This window comes from Enemella evansiae (assembly GCF_002250705.1).
In the GTDB taxonomy this organism is placed as follows: domain Bacteria; phylum Actinomycetota; class Actinomycetes; order Propionibacteriales; family Propionibacteriaceae; genus Enemella; species Enemella evansiae.
Genome location: NZ_NMVP01000011.1, coordinates 46,709 through 63,921 on the forward strand (window position 1 = coordinate 46,709; position 17,213 = coordinate 63,921).

Annotated in this window: 14 protein-coding genes; 11 read left to right on the forward strand and 3 right to left on the reverse strand. The window is 68.9% G+C overall.

What is annotated here, in order from left to right; genetic code table 11:
- Positions 1-27: 27 nt before the first annotated feature.
- Both secA and BI335_RS08560 read left to right on the forward strand, forming a co-directional pair.
- Positions 28-2,892, forward strand: a complete 2,865-nt coding sequence (secA, locus tag BI335_RS08555; protein ID WP_094430313.1) for a preprotein translocase subunit SecA — start codon at positions 28-30, stop codon at positions 2,890-2,892.
- Between the two features lie 75 nt (positions 2,893-2,967).
- Positions 2,968-3,921 (forward strand): polysaccharide deacetylase family protein, encoded by a 954-nt coding sequence (locus BI335_RS08560; RefSeq protein WP_094430315.1) that lies wholly within the window; start codon positions 2,968-2,970, stop codon positions 3,919-3,921.
- On the opposite strand, the gene BI335_RS08565 is transcribed toward BI335_RS08560, so the two are convergent.
- On the reverse strand, positions 3,908-4,414 hold the full coding sequence (locus tag BI335_RS08565) for an Rv3235 family protein (protein WP_094430317.1): 507 nt from the start codon (positions 4,412-4,414) through the stop codon (positions 3,908-3,910). The genes BI335_RS08560 and BI335_RS08565 overlap by 14 nt on opposite strands.
- Positions 4,415-4,561: 147 nt before the next feature.
- On the opposite strand from BI335_RS08565, the gene BI335_RS08570 reads away from it, so the two are divergent.
- Genes BI335_RS08570 through BI335_RS08585 form a run of 4 tightly spaced genes read left to right on the forward strand, consistent with a single transcriptional unit; the run spans position 4,562 to position 8,085 of the window.
- A complete protein-coding gene (locus tag BI335_RS08570; RefSeq protein WP_094430319.1) occupies positions 4,562-6,289 on the forward strand; it encodes a wax ester/triacylglycerol synthase family O-acyltransferase in 1,728 nt (575 codons plus the stop codon).
- Positions 6,289-6,816, forward strand: a complete 528-nt coding sequence (locus BI335_RS08575) for a DUF6912 family protein (RefSeq protein ID WP_094430321.1) — start codon at positions 6,289-6,291, stop codon at positions 6,814-6,816. The genes BI335_RS08570 and BI335_RS08575 overlap by 1 nt, the downstream gene beginning before the upstream one ends.
- A gap of 1 nt (position 6,817) precedes the next feature.
- Positions 6,818-7,684 (forward strand): non-homologous end joining protein Ku, encoded by an 867-nt coding sequence (gene ku / locus BI335_RS08580; protein ID WP_094403710.1) that lies wholly within the window; start codon positions 6,818-6,820, stop codon positions 7,682-7,684.
- Entirely contained in the window at positions 7,684-8,085 is a 402-nt protein-coding gene (locus tag BI335_RS08585; RefSeq protein WP_094355484.1) for a pilus assembly protein CpaE, read from the forward strand. Before ku ends, BI335_RS08585 begins: the two co-directional genes overlap by 1 nt.
- A gap of 3 nt (positions 8,086-8,088) precedes the next feature.
- Here the strand turns inward: BI335_RS08585 and BI335_RS08590 are convergent, their stop codons facing one another.
- Positions 8,089-8,886 (reverse strand): class I SAM-dependent methyltransferase, encoded by a 798-nt coding sequence (locus BI335_RS08590; RefSeq protein ID WP_094430323.1) that lies wholly within the window; start codon positions 8,884-8,886, stop codon positions 8,089-8,091.
- A 92-nt stretch (positions 8,887-8,978) separates the two neighbouring features.
- On the opposite strand from BI335_RS08590, the gene BI335_RS08595 reads away from it, so the two are divergent.
- Positions 8,979-9,245 carry a hypothetical protein gene (locus BI335_RS08595; protein WP_094355482.1) on the forward strand — a complete coding sequence of 89 codons (267 nt, stop codon included), beginning with the start codon at positions 8,979-8,981 and terminating at the stop codon, positions 9,243-9,245.
- 20 nt (positions 9,246-9,265) lie between these two features.
- On the opposite strand, the gene BI335_RS08600 is transcribed toward BI335_RS08595, so the two are convergent.
- A complete protein-coding gene (locus BI335_RS08600; RefSeq protein WP_094355481.1) occupies positions 9,266-9,736 on the reverse strand; it encodes a DUF2505 domain-containing protein in 471 nt (156 codons plus the stop codon).
- 171 nt (positions 9,737-9,907) lie between these two features.
- On the opposite strand from BI335_RS08600, the gene BI335_RS08605 reads away from it, so the two are divergent.
- The 4 genes from BI335_RS08605 to BI335_RS08620 form a co-directional block, all read left to right on the forward strand.
- Positions 9,908-14,794 (forward strand): NAD-glutamate dehydrogenase, encoded by a 4,887-nt coding sequence (locus tag BI335_RS08605; RefSeq protein WP_094430327.1) that lies wholly within the window; start codon positions 9,908-9,910, stop codon positions 14,792-14,794.
- A complete protein-coding gene (locus BI335_RS08610) occupies positions 14,794-15,645 on the forward strand; it encodes a PHP domain-containing protein (RefSeq protein WP_094430329.1) in 852 nt (283 codons plus the stop codon). The genes BI335_RS08605 and BI335_RS08610 overlap by 1 nt, the downstream gene beginning before the upstream one ends.
- Before the next feature lie 155 nt (positions 15,646-15,800).
- Positions 15,801-16,751 (forward strand): hypothetical protein, encoded by a 951-nt coding sequence (locus BI335_RS08615; protein ID WP_144009091.1) that lies wholly within the window; start codon positions 15,801-15,803, stop codon positions 16,749-16,751.
- A 254-nt stretch (positions 16,752-17,005) separates the two neighbouring features.
- The coding region (locus BI335_RS08620; protein ID WP_144009092.1) for a hypothetical protein at positions 17,006-17,213 on the forward strand (208 nt) is incomplete at its 3' end.

A 17,213-nucleotide genomic window follows, 5' to 3' on the forward strand; every position in this document is an offset into this window, starting at 1 on the left:
TTGGACATCAAGGGAGCCAGGAATCTCGTGGCCGTTTTCGACAAGTTGCTGCATCTCGGTGAGGGCAAGGTCCTCCGTCGTCTGAAGGCGGTGGCCGACAAGGTCAACCTCATCGAGGAGGACTTCGAGGCGATGTCCGATGAGGAGTTGCGCGCGCAGACCGATGAGTTCAAGCAGCGCCTCGCCGACGGGGAGACCCTCGACGAACTGATGGCCGAGGCCTTCGCCACCGTCCGCGAGGCCTCCCGCCGGGTGCTCGGCAAGCGGCACTTCGACGTGCAGATCATGGGCGGTGCGGCTCTGCACCTGGGCAACATCGCCGAGATGAAGACCGGTGAGGGCAAGACCCTGGTCGCGACCCTGCCGGCCTATCTGAACGCGCTCTCCGGTGAGGGCGTGCACGTCGTCACCGTCAACGACTACCTGGCCGAGACCCAGTCCGAGCAGATGGGCCGCGTGCACCGCTTCCTCGGTCTCGAGGTCGGTGTGATCCTCTCCCACATGGATCCGTCGCAGCGGCGCAAGGCGTACGCCGCCGACATCACCTATGGCACCAACAACGAGTTCGGCTTCGACTACCTGCGCGACAACATGGCCCGCTCCATCGAGGAGTGCGTGCAGCGCGGCCACCACTACGCGATCGTCGACGAGGTCGACTCGATCCTGGTCGACGAGGCCCGGACCCCGCTGATCATCTCCGGCCCGGCCGAGGACACCCACGAGTGGTACCCGGAGTTCGCCCGGATCGTGAAGCGGATGAAGCGGGACCACGACTACGAGGTCGACGAGAAGAAGAAGACGATCTCGATCCTGGAGCCCGGCATCGAGGTCGTCGAGGACCGGCTCGGCATCGAGAACCTCTACGAGTCGGCGAACACCCCGCTGATCTCGTATCTGAACAACGCCATCAAGGCCAAGGAGCTGTTCAAGCTCGACCGCGACTACGTGGTGATCAACGGCGAGGTGCTGATCGTCGACGAGCACACCGGGCGTACGCTGCACGGCCGCCGCTACAACGAGGGTCTGCACCAGGCGATCGAGGCCAAGGAACAGGTCGAGATCAAGGACGAGTACCAGACGCTGGCCACCGTCACCCTCCAGAACTTCTTCCGGATGTACGACAAGCTCGCCGGCATGACCGGTACGGCCAAGACCGAGGAATCGGAGTTCCAGAAGATCTACGGCCTGTCGGTGATCCCGATCGACACCAACAAGCCGATGATCCGCAAGGACAACAAGGACCTCATCTACCGCACCGAGATCGCCAAGTTCGAAGCGATCATCGAAGACGTCGCCGAGCGGCATGAGAAGGGCCAGCCGATCCTGATCGGTACCGCCTCGGTCGCGAAGTCCGAGGTGCTCAGCAAGATGCTCACCGCCGCCGGGGTGAAGCACGAGGTGCTGAACGCCAAGAACCACGCACGGGAGGCCGCGATCGTGGCCCGCGCCGGCCACCGGGGCGCGGTCACCGTGGCCACCAACATGGCCGGCCGTGGTACCGACATCATCCTCGGTGGCAATGCCGAGTTCCTGGCCGATGAGAAGCTGCGCGCCGAGGGCTACGACCCGGTGGAGACCCCGGAGGAGTACGAGGTCCGCTGGGCCGACACCCTGCAGGCCTTCGAACAGCAGGTCGGCGACGAGCACGAGGAGGTCGTCGAGCTCGGCGGGCTCTACGTGGTCGGCTCCGAGCGGCACGAGTCGCGCCGCATCGACAACCAGCTGCGCGGTCGGTCCGGTCGTCAGGGCGACCCGGGGGAGTCCCGGTTCTACCTGTCGCTGGGCGATGACCTGATGCGGCTGTTCAAGTCCGACATCGTCGAGTGGGTGCTGCAGGCGCTGAAGATCCCCGACGACCAGCCGATCGAGAACAAGCGGGTCTCCGACTCGATCGCCAGCGCGCAGAAGCAGGTCGAGTCGCAGAACTTCGAGATGCGCAAGAACGTGCTCAAATACGACGACGTGATGAACCGGCAGCGGCACGCCATCTACGGCGACCGCCGCCAGGTGCTGGAGGGCGCCGACGTCCAGGAGCAGCTGCGCAGCACCGTGGACCGCGTCGTCGAGCAGTACGTCCGCGGCGGCACCCAGGGCTTCACCGAGGACTGGGACCTCGAGCAGCTCTGGACCGATATGCGCACCCTCTACCCGGTCGGGCTGAAGATCGAGGACTACGAAGAGGTCGAGATCGACCAGGACCAGCTCGTCGAGGACTTCAAGGACGACGCCCAGGACGCCTACGACAAGCGTGAGGCCGAGCTCGGCGAGGAGAACATGCGCGAGCTGGAGCGGCAGGTGCTGCTCACCGTGCTGGACCGCAAGTGGCGCGAGCACCTCTACGAGATGGACTACCTCCGCGAGGGCATCGGCCTGCGCGCGATGGCGCAGCGCGATCCGCTGGTCGAGTACCAGCGCGAGGGCGGCGACATGTTCAACGCCATGATGGAGGCCTTCATGGAGGAGGTCGTCGGCTTCGTCTTCCAGGTCGAGGTCGAGACGCCGCAGGTCTCCCAGGTGACCGACGCCGACGGCAACGAGGTGTCGGTGGCGACCCTGGAGGCGATGCTGGCCGCCGGTTCCGGGGAGAACGCCGCCGATGACACCCCCGAGCCGAGCACCGCCGAACTGAAGGCCGCGGAGGCGGATGAGCGGGAGAAGGAGCCGGCCACCCAGGCGGCGGCCACGCAGGGGGAGAAGCTGCACATCCGCGGTGGCGAGTCGCGTACGCCGCAGCAGCTCAGCCTGTCCGGCCCCGGTGAGGACGGCAACCCGGAGCGGGTCGTCGAGTCCGAGGCAACCGAGGACGAGTACGCCGGCACCGGCCGCAACCAGCCCTGCCCGTGTGGCTCCGGCAAGAAGTACAAGCAGTGCCACGGCCGGAAGGGCAGCTGAGCGATCCGCCGACTGCGGTGATTTCCGCCGCGTTTCGGCCACGAAGGGGCCGGTCGGGCTCTTAGGATGGCGCCCATGCGCCTGCCCGCCTCCCATGCCCTGCGTTTCGGTGCCGCCAGCCTGGCGCTCGCCGCACTGACGAGCTGTGCCTCGGGTACGCAGGAGACTGCCGTACCCGCCCCGCCGGCGGCACCGGCGACCCAACCGCCGGCCAGCACGCCCGCGCCGGCCACCAGCGCGTCCCCCTCGTCGGCAGCGACCACCCCGGCTGCGGCGACCCCGTCGCCCCGGGTGACGGCGACCGCGAAACCCGGCCAGAGCGCGAAACCCGGGCAGAGTGCGAAACCGTCCGCCTCGGCGAAACCGTCGGCGACCGCGCCGGCGGTGCCGGTGGCCCAGCCGGCACCGGGTGCGAAGGTCGACTGCAGCCAGCTGAAGTGCATCGCGCTGACCTTCGACGACGGCCCCGGCAAGGACACCCCGAAACTGCTGCGCACCCTCACCGATGAGCAGGTGGTGGCCACCTTCTTCATGCAGGGGGTGAACATCAAGGCGAACCCAGGCATCGTCAAGCAGGTCGCGGGCACCCCGGGGATGGAGATCGGCAGCCACACCACCTCGCACGCCAACCTGCCGGGCGCCAGCAAGGACAAGCTGAACCGGGAGATCACCCGCAACGACGAGCTGCTGGAGCAGACGATCGGTCGGAAGGTGAACCTCTTCCGACCGCCCTACGGGGCCCGCAACGCGGCCGTGGACTCCGTCGCCGCCGCCAGCGGCGAGGCGGTGGTGATGTGGGATGTGGACACCTTCGACTGGAAGACCAAGAGCGCGGCGGCCACCCGGGACGCGATCCGCAAGCAGGCCAAGCCCGGCTCGATCGTGCTGATGCACGACATCCACTCCAGCACCGTGAACGCGGTGCCCGATGTCGTCCGCGACCTCAAGGCGCAGGGATACACCCTGGTCACGGTGTCCCAGCTGCTGGGTGAGACCACCCCGGGCAAGGTCTACGTCAACCGCCCGTGATCCCGCCCGGCCCCGGGGTCGGGCCGAAGTCGGCCACGGTGCACACCCAGCGGCTGCCGAGCAGGTCGAAACGCAGCGCGAGCGCCTCACCGTGCTCGTCGTCGCCGATCCGCAGCGTGGCCTCCACCCGATCCTCGGTGCGCTGCAACCGCACCGAGCGTACGCCGACGCTGCGGCCGCGCAGCCGGAACAGTCGGGAGCGCAGCGCCAGCTCGGCCAGCACCCGCTCATCCACCCAGCGGATCAACTGCTGCAGGGGACGACGGCCGGCCACCGCGTCCACGATCGCCGTCGCCAGGCCCTGCAGTTGACCACGCAACCGCGGGTCGAGCCCCGGATCCCGGGCAGGGGTGTGCACCGTCGGCACCGGGTCGGCGGCCAGCGGCAGCGGTACCGGGGTGGCCGGTTCGGGTCGCCGGCTGCGGTCCCGGGCGACCGGCCGGTGATCCGGCAACGGGCGTACCAGCGGTGCGGCGGCTTCGATCACGGTCATCACCCCAACCTGCCCCAATCCCGACCCGGATGGGGGCGGATCGGGCGCCACCGGGGAGAATCTGTGGACAAGTCGGGTTCACCGGGCCGAGGATCGTTCCCCGCGCTGGGCTAGGTTGGTGCCAGCGAGACCCAGAGTGGAGGACGCATGCCGCAACGCCTGACGGCCCGCGAGGTGTCGATGTTGGCCGTCGACACCCAGCACACCCCAGCGCACGTGGGCACGGTGGACCTGTTCACCGCCTCGGACGACTTCGACTACGAGGCATTGGTCGCCCTGATCTCCCAACGGCTGGACTTCGTGCCCCGCTACCGGATGCGGGTGCTGCCGGTGCCCGGTGCGCTGGCGGCACCGGTCTGGGTCGACGACCAGGATTTCGACCTCACCTTCCACGTCCGCCGCTCCGCGCTCCCGCGGCCCGGCACCATGCGCCAGTTGCAGGAGTTCGTCGGGCGGGTGATGGGGCGGCGCCTGGATCGCACCCGGCCGCTGTGGGAGGTCTATCTGGTCGAGGGGCTGGCGGACAACCGCTTCGCGCTGGTCACCAAGACCCACCAGTGCCTGGTCGACGGGGTGGACGCGGTCGACATCGGTCAGGTGCTGCTCGACGACACCCCGGACGAGGGCTCCGAGGCGGTGATCGGTGCCTCCACCTGGGAGCCCGCGCCCGAGCCGCGGCCGGTCGATCTGGTGGTGGACGCGGTCCGCGAGGGGCTCGGTGACACCGGTTCGCTGATCGACTCCACCCGACGCGGCATCACCCACCTCCTCGGTACCGCGCTGGCGGTCGGGGAGGCGGTCGGCGGGGTCGGCGGCGCGGTGAGCGACCTGGCCGGCTCGGCCCTGCGCGGCGGGGGCGCCCGGGCCGCCTCGCCGCTGGCCGGTTTCCCCTCCGAACAGCGCCGGATCGCCCAGGCAACGATGTCGCTGGCCGAGTTGAAGAAGCTGCGGATGAACGGCCGCTACACGGTCAACGACGTGGTGCTGGCGATCATCACCGGCGGGCTGCGGGACTGGCTGGCCACCCGTGGGGAGACGGTCCGCCGGGGTGAGCTGCTGGCCATGGTCCCGATGAGCGTGATCGAGGAGGACGGCGAGCCCACCTCATTGGGGTCCTACGTCGCGCCCCACCTGATCCAGCTGCCGATCGGGGAGTCCAACGCGTTGATGCGGCTGGACCAGGTCTCCTTCGGCACCCGCGCCCACACCGACACCGGCCGCGCCGTCGGCGCCCGGACCATCTCCGACATCGCCGGTTTCGCGCCGACCACCCTGCACGCGCTCGGTGTCCGGGTGGGGGAGTCGCTCTCCCGCCGCCCGCACGATCTGCTGATCACCAACGTGCCGGGTCCGCAGCATCCCCTCTACGCCGGGGGTGCGCCGATGGTGGCCAGCTTCCCGGTGCTGCCTCTGGCGCCGGGGCACCTGCTGTCGATCGGGGTGACCTCCTATGACGGGCAGGTGTTCTTCGGGCTCACCGGTGACCGGGACGCGATGAGCGATCTGGACGTGCTCGCGCAGTGCCTCTACGACGCCCGCGACGAACTCGCCGAGACCATCACCCAGGCCGAACAGGCCCGGCAACCGACCCGCGCCGCGAAGAAGCCGGCCCCCAAGAAGACGGCGACGAAGAAGACGGCCCCGAAGAAAACGGTGACGAAGAAGGCGGCCACCAAGAAGGCGGCCAGCGGGCGGCCCGCGGTGAAGAAGGCCCCGGCGAAGAAGACGACCGCGGCACAGCAGGCGCCCGCAGCGAAGAAGACTGCGACGAAGACGGCCACGACCAGGAAGACCGCCGCGAAGAAGACCCCAGCTACGAAGACCCCGGCGACGAAGAAGACCACCGCGAAGAAGAGCACGGGAGGACGTCGCTGATGGGCACCATGGTCTTCTGGGCGACCACCCCGGCGGCGGTCCGCAGGTTCGCCGAGACGGGTTCGCAATCCGTTGCGGACAAGGTGTTCGCCGCCACCGACGAGTTGCGGGCGGCCTTCGGCTACCAGCCCAGCGATGACGAGGACGCCGACTTCGCGGCGCAGTTGTTCGCCTCCCTGCAGTGCCTGGTCGACGGGGGTGACCGACTGGTGGTCGCCGTCGAGCTCGACCGGGCACCAGTGGCCGCGGCGACCGGGCCCGAACTCGGCCGGGTGGGCCAGGTGCAGCTGCCCTGGCGGCGGGTGCGGGCGATCTTCCGCGACGCGCCCGAGGACCTGGCCGAGCTCCGGGCGTACGCCGAATCCCTGCAGGGCAAGGAGATCGAAGCGCTCTGGGAGGATGACCAGGTTCGCGGGGTACTGACCGAGCACGATCTGCTCTGGTACGACGGCTCGGAGTTGGCGCAGGTGTTGGACGGCCTGCGCGATCCCGATCCAGTCGCTGCCGATCCGAGAAAGGACGCGTGAGATGCCACGATCCATCTGGAAGGGCGCCATCTCCTTCGGGCTGGTGACGATCCCGGTCAAGCTGTACAGCGCCACCGAGCAGAAGGACATCTCCTTCCACCAGGTGCATGCTGCCGACGGCGGCCGGATCAAATACAAGCGGGTCTGCGAGAAGGATGGGGAGGAGGTCCCCTACTCCGACATCGCGAAGGGTTACGAGACCCCCGACGGCCGGCTGGCGATCCTGGAGAAGTCCGACTTCGACAATCTGCCGCTGGCCACCACCAAGTCGGTCGAGGTGGTGCAGTTCGTCGAGGATTCCGAGGTCGACCCGACCTATTTCGAGAAGACCTACTTCATGGAGGCCGACGGGCCCGGCGCCAAGCCCTATGTGCTGCTGCGCGATGCGTTGAAGGCATCCGGGCGGTCGGCGCTGGTCAAGGTGGCGCTGCGGAACAGGGAATCGCTGGCGCTGATCCGGGTCAAGGACGACCAGCTGCTGATGCACACGATGATCTGGCCAGACGAGATCCGCAACGGCGAGTTCGCCGCACCGAGCGAGGACATCACGGTCTCCGACGCCGAGGTGAAGATGGCGCAGACCTTCATCGACGCGCTCGCCGGTGACTTCAACCCGGAGGAATACCACGACTCCTACCGGGAGGCCCTGGAGGAGGTCGTGAACGCCAAGCTCGCCGGGACCGAGGTGCCCGCCGAGGAGGAGACCAGCACCTCCGATGCCGACGTGGTGGATCTGGTGGCGGCGCTGCGGGCCTCGGTGGAGGCGGCCAAGAAGCGTCGTGCCGAAGGGGGCAGCGATTCCGGCAAGGAGGAGAAGCCGGCCAAGAAGACGGCGGCGAAGTCCACCCGGAAGTCGAAGGCCAGCTGATGCTGAGCTGCGAGCTGGCGACCCAACTCGCCGACGCCGGCCTGGCCTGGCGGCCGCAGAGCGGGGACCGCTTCATGATCCCCGACCGGGATCTGGATGCCGAGGTCTTCGTGGTCAGCGAGATGACCATCGAGGTGGAGGAGTTCTCCACCGGGGAACTGATCCGCTTCAACGGCACCACCGAGTGGGCGCTGGATTCGATCCCGGCGGCCGAGGTGCGCTGGTTGCCGCGGGAGGACCAGCTGCGGACCGCGCTGGGGGATGACTTCGATCGGTTGGAGAGCCGCGGTGACGGCTTCCGGGTGCTGCTCGCCGACGGCCGTTTCCACGACGGCCGGGACGCCGAGGACGCCTACGCCCGGGCGCTGCTCGAGGTGCTCCACGCCCGCCGCGCGGCCTGAGCCTCAGCTCACCCGGGCGAGCAGCTCACCGTGGGTCTGGGTCATCCAGCCGTCGGGGTGCTCGGCCCAGGCCAGCCAGGCCCGGGAGATCGCCTCGAGCTCCTCGGGGGTGCTGGCACCCTCGGCGTACGCCTGCTCCGCGAACCGGGACTGCAGCACCCGGTCGGCCCACATGCCGCCCCACCAGGAGCGGTCCGCCGGGGTGGCGAAACACCAGCTGCTCGCGGTCGGGGTGAGGTCGTCCAGCCCGGCCTCGTGCGCCCAGGCCAGCAGTCGCCGGCCGGCGTCCGGTTCGGCACCGTTGCTGCGGGCCAGCTGCTCATAGATCTCCAGCCAGCGATCCAGTCGGGGAGCCAGCGGGAACCAGGTGAAGGTCGCGTAGTCGACGTCGCGCACCGCGATCAGGCCACCGGGCCGGGTGACCCGCGCCATCTCACGCAGGGCCGTCACCGGATCGGCGAGATGCTGCAGCACCTGGTGGGCGTGCACCACATCGAAGGTGTCGTCGGCGATCTCGCTGAGGGCGGTGATGTCGCCGATCAGGAAGTCCACGTTGTCCTGGGCCTGCTCGCGAGCCTCCCGGCGGCACAGTTCCAGCTCCTCGGCACCGGTCTCCAGGGCGGTGACCGCAGCGACGTGTCGGGCCAGGTCGACGGTCAGCGTGCCCGGGCCGCTGCCGACGTCGAGCAGATGTTCGCTCCCGGTCAACTGGTCGACCAGGTAACCGGCCGAGTTGGCCACGGTCCGCCACCGATGGGAGCGCAGGACCGATTCGTGATGACCATGGGTGTAGGTGTGCACGGCTCCAGCCTCACTCCCGTACCGACTGCTGTCCACTGAGCAAGACGATCTGTCTTGGATCGTGGACGCACGGGTGGCGCTAGGCTTGGTGGATGGCCATCCGGATCCATTGCGACGACGAGCTGACCGCCGACGAGTACGGGGAACTGCTGCGCACCGCGGGGTACGCCGCGGAGGTCGAGATCGAGCGCTTCGCCGGCGAGGACGACGACACCGAACTCGACCATGTGGTGACCACCGATGCCCCGCTGGAGGCGGTGACCGAGCTGGTCGACGAGGGCGACGCCTTCGTCGAGGTCAGCGATCCGATCTCCGGCACCGCCGCCCGGGTCCCCGACGAGCAGCTCGGCGGGGACTGAGCCGGCCGATCACCGCATGATCAGCCGGCCAACCGCCGGCGCCCGACCTTCTCCTGGACCTTGATGCCCTGCAGCATCGCCGGGGCGGCCATCTGCTCGATCTTGCGGCCCAGCAGGGGAATGTTGGCCTTCAGGTCACCGGTGATCGTGCAGGTCGTCTCGTCACCGGCGGGGCTGAGGCGTACCTCGCCCTGCATGCCGATCGGCTGACCGGGCACCTTGACGGTGAGCGCGCCGGTCCGCGAACCGTCCGAGGCGGCCTCGCCCCAGGCGATCTCCTCGACCACGGTGAGGTTGTTGCCGGTGAAGCGCTGCGCCTCCGGCGGGGCCGGCAGGGTGCGCTTGGAAGTGGTGGTGCCGTTCACCACCTGCACATCCCATTCCGTCGCGCCCTGTTCGCGGGCGACCTCCTCGAGAAAGCCGCGATCGGTGAGCAGGGCGAACACATCGAGGGGCTTGGCCGGAAAGCTGGCGGTGCTGGAGATATCCATGCCGCCATCATGCCCTACTGCCGGGTAGCCAGCAGGCCCTACTACCGAGGGCCCACCCGGTGCAGCAGCGCCCGCATTGCGAGATAGGCTGCCCAGCAGGGGGCACATCGAGGTGCCCCCGGGACACCCAGCAGGCAGACCCGACGAGTGCAGAGGAACGAGAAAGCAACAGTGTCGACAACGGCCCCGGAATTGGAAGCAGAAAAGACCCAGCGCCTCGGCGAGGTGGCGAGACTGGCCGGTGACGAGATGGCCGAGCTGGGCATCACTTCCCAACAGGCACAGGAATTCCTCGGCCACTACTTCCGCCACGTCGACCCCGATGAAGTGATCCGGAACGACGCCCGGACGCTGCTTTCGATGGTCCGCAGCCACTTCCGGCTGGCCGCCCAGCGCCCCGCGGGCCAGACCAACCTGCACGCCTGGTGGCCCACCAAGGCCGAGGACGGCTGGGAGGTCGGCCAGGCCGTGGTGCAGATCGTCAACGACGACCGGCCGTTCCTGGTCGACACGGTGTCGATGGAGGCTCTGCGGCAGGGCTGGCAGCTGCGCGAGGTCTACCACCCGCAGTTCGTGGTCCGCCGCGACCGATCCGGGGCGCTGACCGAGGTGGTGCACACCGATCAGGCGGGGGAGCGGGACGTGGTCCCGGAGTCCTGGATCCAGCTGGAGCTGATCCCGCCGCTGGGCGCGGACAGCGACCAGGCGTACGCCGACCTGGAGACCGGCCTGCGCGAGGTGTTGAACTCGGTGGCCGAGGCGGTCGAGGACTGGCAGCTGATGCGGCGTCGGATGGAGGAGACGGTCCAGCTGCTGCAGGACCGGCCGGTGCCCTATCCGTATGCCCAGGTGCGCAGCGCGATGGAGCTGTTGAACTGGCTCAACGAGGACCACTTCACCTTCCTGGGTTATCGCGAATACACCCTGGTCGAGGCGGACGGCGCGGACCCCCGGCTGGAGGCGGTACCCGACACCGGGCTGGGTGTCCTGCGTGCCGACGGTGAGGCCGAGCACCCCTTCCACGCACTCCCGGCCACCGACAAGGAACCGCAGCTGGTCGTTGTCACCAAGGACAATCAGACCTCCCGGGTGCACCGGCCGGCCCATCTCGACTACGTCGGAGTGCGGGTCTTCGGCGACAACGGCGAGATCGTCGGCGAGCGCCGCTTCCTCGGTCTGTTCTCCGCCTCCGCCTACACCGAGTCGGTGGAGCGGATCCCGGGCCTGAAGGACAAGGCGCGCGCCATCCTCGAGCATTCGGGGTACGCGGCCGATTCGCACGGTGCCAAGGCGATCAAGGCCACCGTCGAGTCCTATCCGCGGGACGAGCTCTTCCAGGCCCGGGCCGAGGTGCTGGCCCCGATGATCGAGCAGATGTCGCGGCTGCGGGAACGCCGGCAGGTGCGGCTGTTCGTGCGCCGTGATCACTACGGGCGATTCGTTTCCTGCATGGTGTTCCTGCCGCGGGACCGCTACACCACCCGGGTCCGCACCGCCATGGAGAAGATCCTGCTGGAGCGGCTCGGTGGCGATTCGGTGGAGTTCGAGGCCCGCGCCAACGAGTCGGTGCTGGCGCGGTTGCATTTCGTGGTCCGGATGCCGGCCGGTGAGCAGGCGGCCGGGGACATCGACGTTCCCGCGCTGGAACGGGAACTCGCCCAGGCGGTGCGCAGCTGGGACGACAACTTCGCCGAGCGTGCCGCGGGCAATCCGTCGGTGGCCCGGTTGGCGCCGCTGGCCGCCGCGCTGCCGGAGGGTTACAAGGAGGATTTCTCACCCCGGCACGCATTGATGGACGTCGCCGCGCTGGCGAAGCTGGACGCCGACGAGGCGATGGCGATGGTGCTCTACCGCCCCGACCAGGCCGGCGACCGGGCCGACCTGCGGCTCAAGGTCTTCCGCCGCGGCAACACGATGACGCTGTCGGAGGTGCTGCCGCATCTCACCCGGATGGGTGTCACCGTCATCGATGAGCGGCCCTACGAGATCGCCCTGCCGGGCAACGCGCACGGGATGATCTACGACTTCGGGATCCGGATCCCCGGCGGTGCCGAGGCCCTCTCCGGCTGGACCCCCGATGCCCGGAACCGGTTCAACGATGCCTTCCAGGCGGCCTATCGCGGTGAGGCCGAGTCCGATCGGTTGAACGGGCTGGTCATCTCCGCCGGGCTCGATCATCGCCAGATCGACTGGCTGCGCACGATTTCCCGCTATCTGCAGCAGGCCGGCACCACCTGGTCGCAGGACTACATCGCCCAGGCCCTGCTCGGTGAGGTCGAGCTGGCCGGTGCGCTGGTCGAGCTCTTCGCGGCCCGCTTCGACCCGGCCGTGCCCGCGGGTGAGCGCGAGCAGCGGGTGACCTCGGCGAACGAGCGGATCACCGAACTGCTCGACGAGGTGGACTCCCTCGACCGGGACCGGATCCTGCGCGCCTTCTGGTCGGTGATCTCGGCGATCGTGCGCACCAACGCGTTCCGCGACGACCGCCAGGCGTTGGCGATCAAACTGCTGCCGCGCGAACTGGACCTACTGCCCGAGCCGCGGCCGGCGTACGAGATCTTCGTCTGCTCCCCGCAACTGGAGGGCGTGCACCTGCGATTCGGCAGCGTCGCCCGCGGTGGCCTGCGCTGGTCCGATCGCCGGGAGGACTTCCGCACCGAGGTGCTCGGCCTGGTCAAGGCGCAGATGGTGAAGAACACCGTGATCGTGCCCGTCGGTGCCAAGGGCGGTTTCTATCCCAAGCAGCTGCCGGATCCGGCGCAGGATCGCCAGGCCTGGTTCGAGGCCGGGCGGGCCAGCTACCGACTGTTCGTGAACTCCCTGCTCGATGTCACCGACAACATCATCGACGGGGAGATCGATCCGCCGACCGATGTGGTCCGCCACGACGGCGACGATCCCTATCTGGTGGTGGCCGCCGACAAGGGCACCGCGACCTTCTCCGACACCGCCAACGAGATCTCGGTACGCCGGGGCTTCTGGCTGGGCGACGCGTTCGCCTCCGGCGGGTCGGTCGGCTATGACCACAAGGTGATGGGCATCACCGCCCGCGGCGCCTGGGTCTCGGTGCAGCGACACTTCCGTGAGATGGGCATCGACACCCAGACCGAGGACTTCAGCTGTGTCGGCATCGGCGACATGTCCGGTGACGTGTTCGGCAACGGAATGCTGCTCAGCAAGCACATCAAGCTGGTCGCGGCGTTCAACCACCAGCACATCTTCCTCGACCCGAACCCGGACCCCGAGCGCACCTGGACCGAGCGCAAGCGGCTCTTCGACGACCAGGGCAACTGGGGGGCGTACGACACCTCGCTGATCTCCGAGGGCGGCGGAATCCATTCCAGGCAGGCGAAATCGATCCCGATCACGCCGCAGGTGCGCGAGGTCCTCGGGCTCGATGAAGGCGTCCGCGCGATGGCGCCGACCGACCTGGTCAACGCGATCCTCAAGGCGCCGGTGGATCTGCTCTGGAACGGTGGCATCGGCACCTATGTGAAGGCCAGCAGCGAGACCAACGCCGAGGTCGGTGACAAGGCCAACGACGGGCTGCGGGTGAACGGTGACGAGCTGCGCGCCAAGGCGGTCGGCGAGGGCGGCAACCTGGGCCTGACCCAGCGCGGCCGGATCGAGTACGCCGCCGCGGGTGGGCGGATCAACACCGACTTCATCGACAACTCCGCCGGGGTGGACACCTCCGATCACGAGGTGAACATCAAGATCCTGCTCTCCAGCGAGATGGCGGCCGGTCGGCTCACCGACGCCGAGCGGGTCGAGCTGCTCGAGTCGATGACCGACGAGGTCGCCGACCTGGTGCTCGCGCACAACTACGACCAGAACCTCACCCTGGCGAATTCTGCTGCCCAGGCAGCGGAAATGGCCGGCATGCACGAGCGCTGGATGCAGCGGATGGAGGAGATCGGGCTGCTGGACCGACGGATCGAGGCGATGCCGGACAGCGCCGAGATGGAGCGCCGGATCCGGGCCGGACGCGGGCTCACCGCACCGGAACTCGCGACCCTGCTGTCCTACTCGAAGATCCTGCTGGAGCAGGAGATCCTGGCCTCCGATCTGCCCGACGACCCGTATCTCGCGGACCGGTTGATCCAGTACTTCCCGAAGCCGTTGCGGGAGCGCTACGCCGATCAGATGCCCGAGCACCGACTGCACCGGGAGATCATCACCACCGTCGCGGTGAACCGCTATGTGAACTCGGCGGGCAGCACGGCCCTCTATCGGCTCGCCGAGGAGACCGGTGCGAAACCGGCCGATGTGATCCGGGCCCAGCTGGCCGCCCGATCCATCTTCCGGGTCGGGTTGCACGAGGTGCAGTCGGCGAACCTGGACAACAAGATCGATGCCGCCGTGCAGACCCGGATGCGGCTGGATCTGCGCCGGTTGGTGGAGCGCGGAACGCGATGGCTGCTGGCGCGGCGCCGGGGCACCGTCGACGTGCAGGCCCGGATCGACGAGTTCGCCGAGGGGGTGCAGCAGGTCAAGGCCGAACTCGACGACCTGCTCGTCGGCCGGCTGGCGGAGCGGCACCAGAAGGCGGCCGAGGAACTGCGGGCCGACGGGGTGCCGGACGAACTGGCGGAGGTGATCGCCGGCACCGCGGTGCTGCACGAGGCGCTGTCGATGGTGCAGACCGCGAAGGCCACCGGCCGGGATGTGCTCACCGTGGCGCGGGTGCACTTCGCGATGGCCGAGGATCTCGCCCTGGACACCCTGCTGGACCGGGTGTCGGCGCTGCCCAGGCAGGATCGCTGGGACGACATGGCCCGCGGCGCGCTGCGGGAGGATCTGCAACAGGTCCGCGCCCAGCTGACCGCCGAGGCACTCTCCGCCGCTCCCGGTGAGGACGATCCCGCCCAGATCATCGAGGCCTGGTCGGCGCGGGTCGGTGATCTGGCGGCGGCCCGGGCGGCGATCGAGGCGGTCTGCGGTGAGGGCCCGGACCTGGCGCGGTTGTCGGTCGGCCTGCGGCAGGTGCGTACCCTGCTCGACACCAGCCCGTCGACCGAGGAGGTCGCGGCGGAGCGGATGGTCGAGAACGCCTGATGCCGGGCTCCGGGATCGACCTGCACACCCACTCCACCATCTCCGACGGCACCGATTCCCCGACCGAGCTGGTGCAGCGGGCGGTTGATGTGGGACTGCGGGTGTTCGCGCTGACCGATCACGACACCTTCGACGGGTTGGCGGAGGCGGTCGCCGCGGGGGAGCGGCTGGGGGTCGAGGTGCTGCGCGGGGTGGAGATCTCCTGTCGTCGTGGGGATTCCTCGGCGCACCTGCTCGGTTACGGGGTCGACGAGTCGGATCCGGAACTGGCTGCCGAACTGGCCCGGATCCGCGATGGCCGGGAGAACCGGTTGCCGCGGCTGCTCGGTCGTCTCGCCGAGCTGGGGTTGCCGCTCACCGAGGCGGAGGTGCGCGGGTTCGCCGGGGATTCGCCGTCGGTCGGGCGGCCGCACGTGGCCGATGCGATGGTTGCGCGCGGTTATGTCGCCGATCGCACGGAAGCCTTCGACCGTTGGCTTTCCGACGACGGCCCGGCGCATGTCGAGCGGTACGCCGCAGCGGTCGAGGACGGGATCCGGCTGGTGCACGGCGCCGGGGGAGTCGCGGTGATCGCGCATCCGTGGGGCCGCGGCAGCAGGTCGGTTCTCGGGCCGGAGGTGCTGGCGGAGTTGGTCAGCGGTGTCGGACTGGATGGTTTCGAGGTCGATCACGTGGACCACGGTCCGCCGGGATCGGCGGTACGCGCCGAGCTGCGCGCGCTGGCCGACTCGCTGGGGGCGTTGGGCACGGGTTCCAGCGACTACCACGGCACCGGCAAACCCGATCTCCCGCTCGGTGCGAACACCACCTCCCCCGAGGTGTACGCCGACCTGCTGCGCCGGCTGCGCTGACGTTCGTCGAGTAGCTCGCGCAGCGAGTCCTCCCACGTTCATCGACTAGCTCGCGCAGCGAGTCCTCCCACGTTCATCGAGTAGCTCGCGCAGCGAGCGTGTCGAGATGAACCCAGCACCCACCGACTGTCAGTCCGTACTCCTAGGCTCCCGACATGGAGACGATGCGACGCGAGAATGTGCAACGAGCCCGGGACTACGTGAGCGAACACGGCCGGCGGTTGGAACAGGCCCGTTTGCGGGTCGTGCTGGACGGTGCCTCGCCGAGCGCGGTCACCGAGGCGCTGACGGCGTACTGGACCGATGCCGGGGGATTCGGGCGAGCGCTGGAGTCGGATTCCCGGGCTCCGGAGGCGAGCGCGTTGGCGACCCTCACCGGGTTGGACATCATGCGGGCGCACCGGGTGCCGGCCGACGACCCGTTGGTGGCAGCGGCCTGCCGCTGGCTGGTGGAGCAGGCCGAGACCGATGCGCGCGGGCGGATCGTCTGGTCATTCCTGCCACCCAGTGCGCAGGCCAGTCCGCACGCTCCGTGGTGGGACCAGTCCGAACCCGGTCAGCTCGCGGAGACGTTCCGCGGGTTCGTCGCCAACCCCGGCGCCGCGATCCTGGCGCACCTGTGGCGGCACGAGGCGGCAGCGCCCGGCGCGATCCCGACCGAGTTGCTGACCCGGGTGGGGGAGCAGGTACGCCAGGTGGTCGCGGCCGGGATCGGGCCGAATGAGGTGAATGCGCACGATGCGCTGGCGCACCTGGTCGGTGAGTCGGCCTCACCGGAACCGCTGCGCGCGGAGGTCGAGGACTGGCTCGTCGCCGCCGTGCCGGAGCGTGTGATGCGCACCGAGGCCGACTACGCCGACTACGGCATCCACCCGCTCTGGGTGGTACCAGCCCCGGACCATCCCCTTGCCGAGCCGCTGGCCGATGAGGTGCAGACCGCACTGGATCGCACGATCGCCTCCCAACAACCAGACGGCTCCTGGAAACCCTTCTGGGACTGGGGATCTGCCCAGGCCGACGAGTGGGCCGCCGTCGAATCCGAATGGCGCGGCACCCTCGTCGTCCGCAACATCCTGGCGCTCAAGGACCACGGCCGCCTCCCCTGACCTGCAGTGAGGAGCCGAAGCAAGCCCCCACGTTCATCGAGTAGGTCGCGCAGCCAGGTACCCCCGTTCATCGAGTAGGTCGCGCAGCGACCGTGTCGAGATGAACCCGGCACACCCCTGCGCCCTCACGTTCATCGAGTAGGTCGCGCAGCGACCGTGTCGAGATGAACCCAAAAAGATCTCCTCAAACCTCTTGAGTTATTCGAACACCATGACTAATGTTGGATGTAGCAGATGAGAGGAGGTGACCAAAGATGACCACCAACGAACGAGCCGAAGTCTTCGCAGCGATCCGCGCCGAAAGCGACACCATCGCCCAGGCCGAAGCCCGCCGCCTGGTCGCGATCGCCGCCGCCTGCGACACCTACTCCGGACTCAACACCCACACCGACGAACTCACCGCCCGCGTCCTCCACGGTGAACAACTCGTCTTCCCCGGCGCCGACGGCACGCCCGGCATCA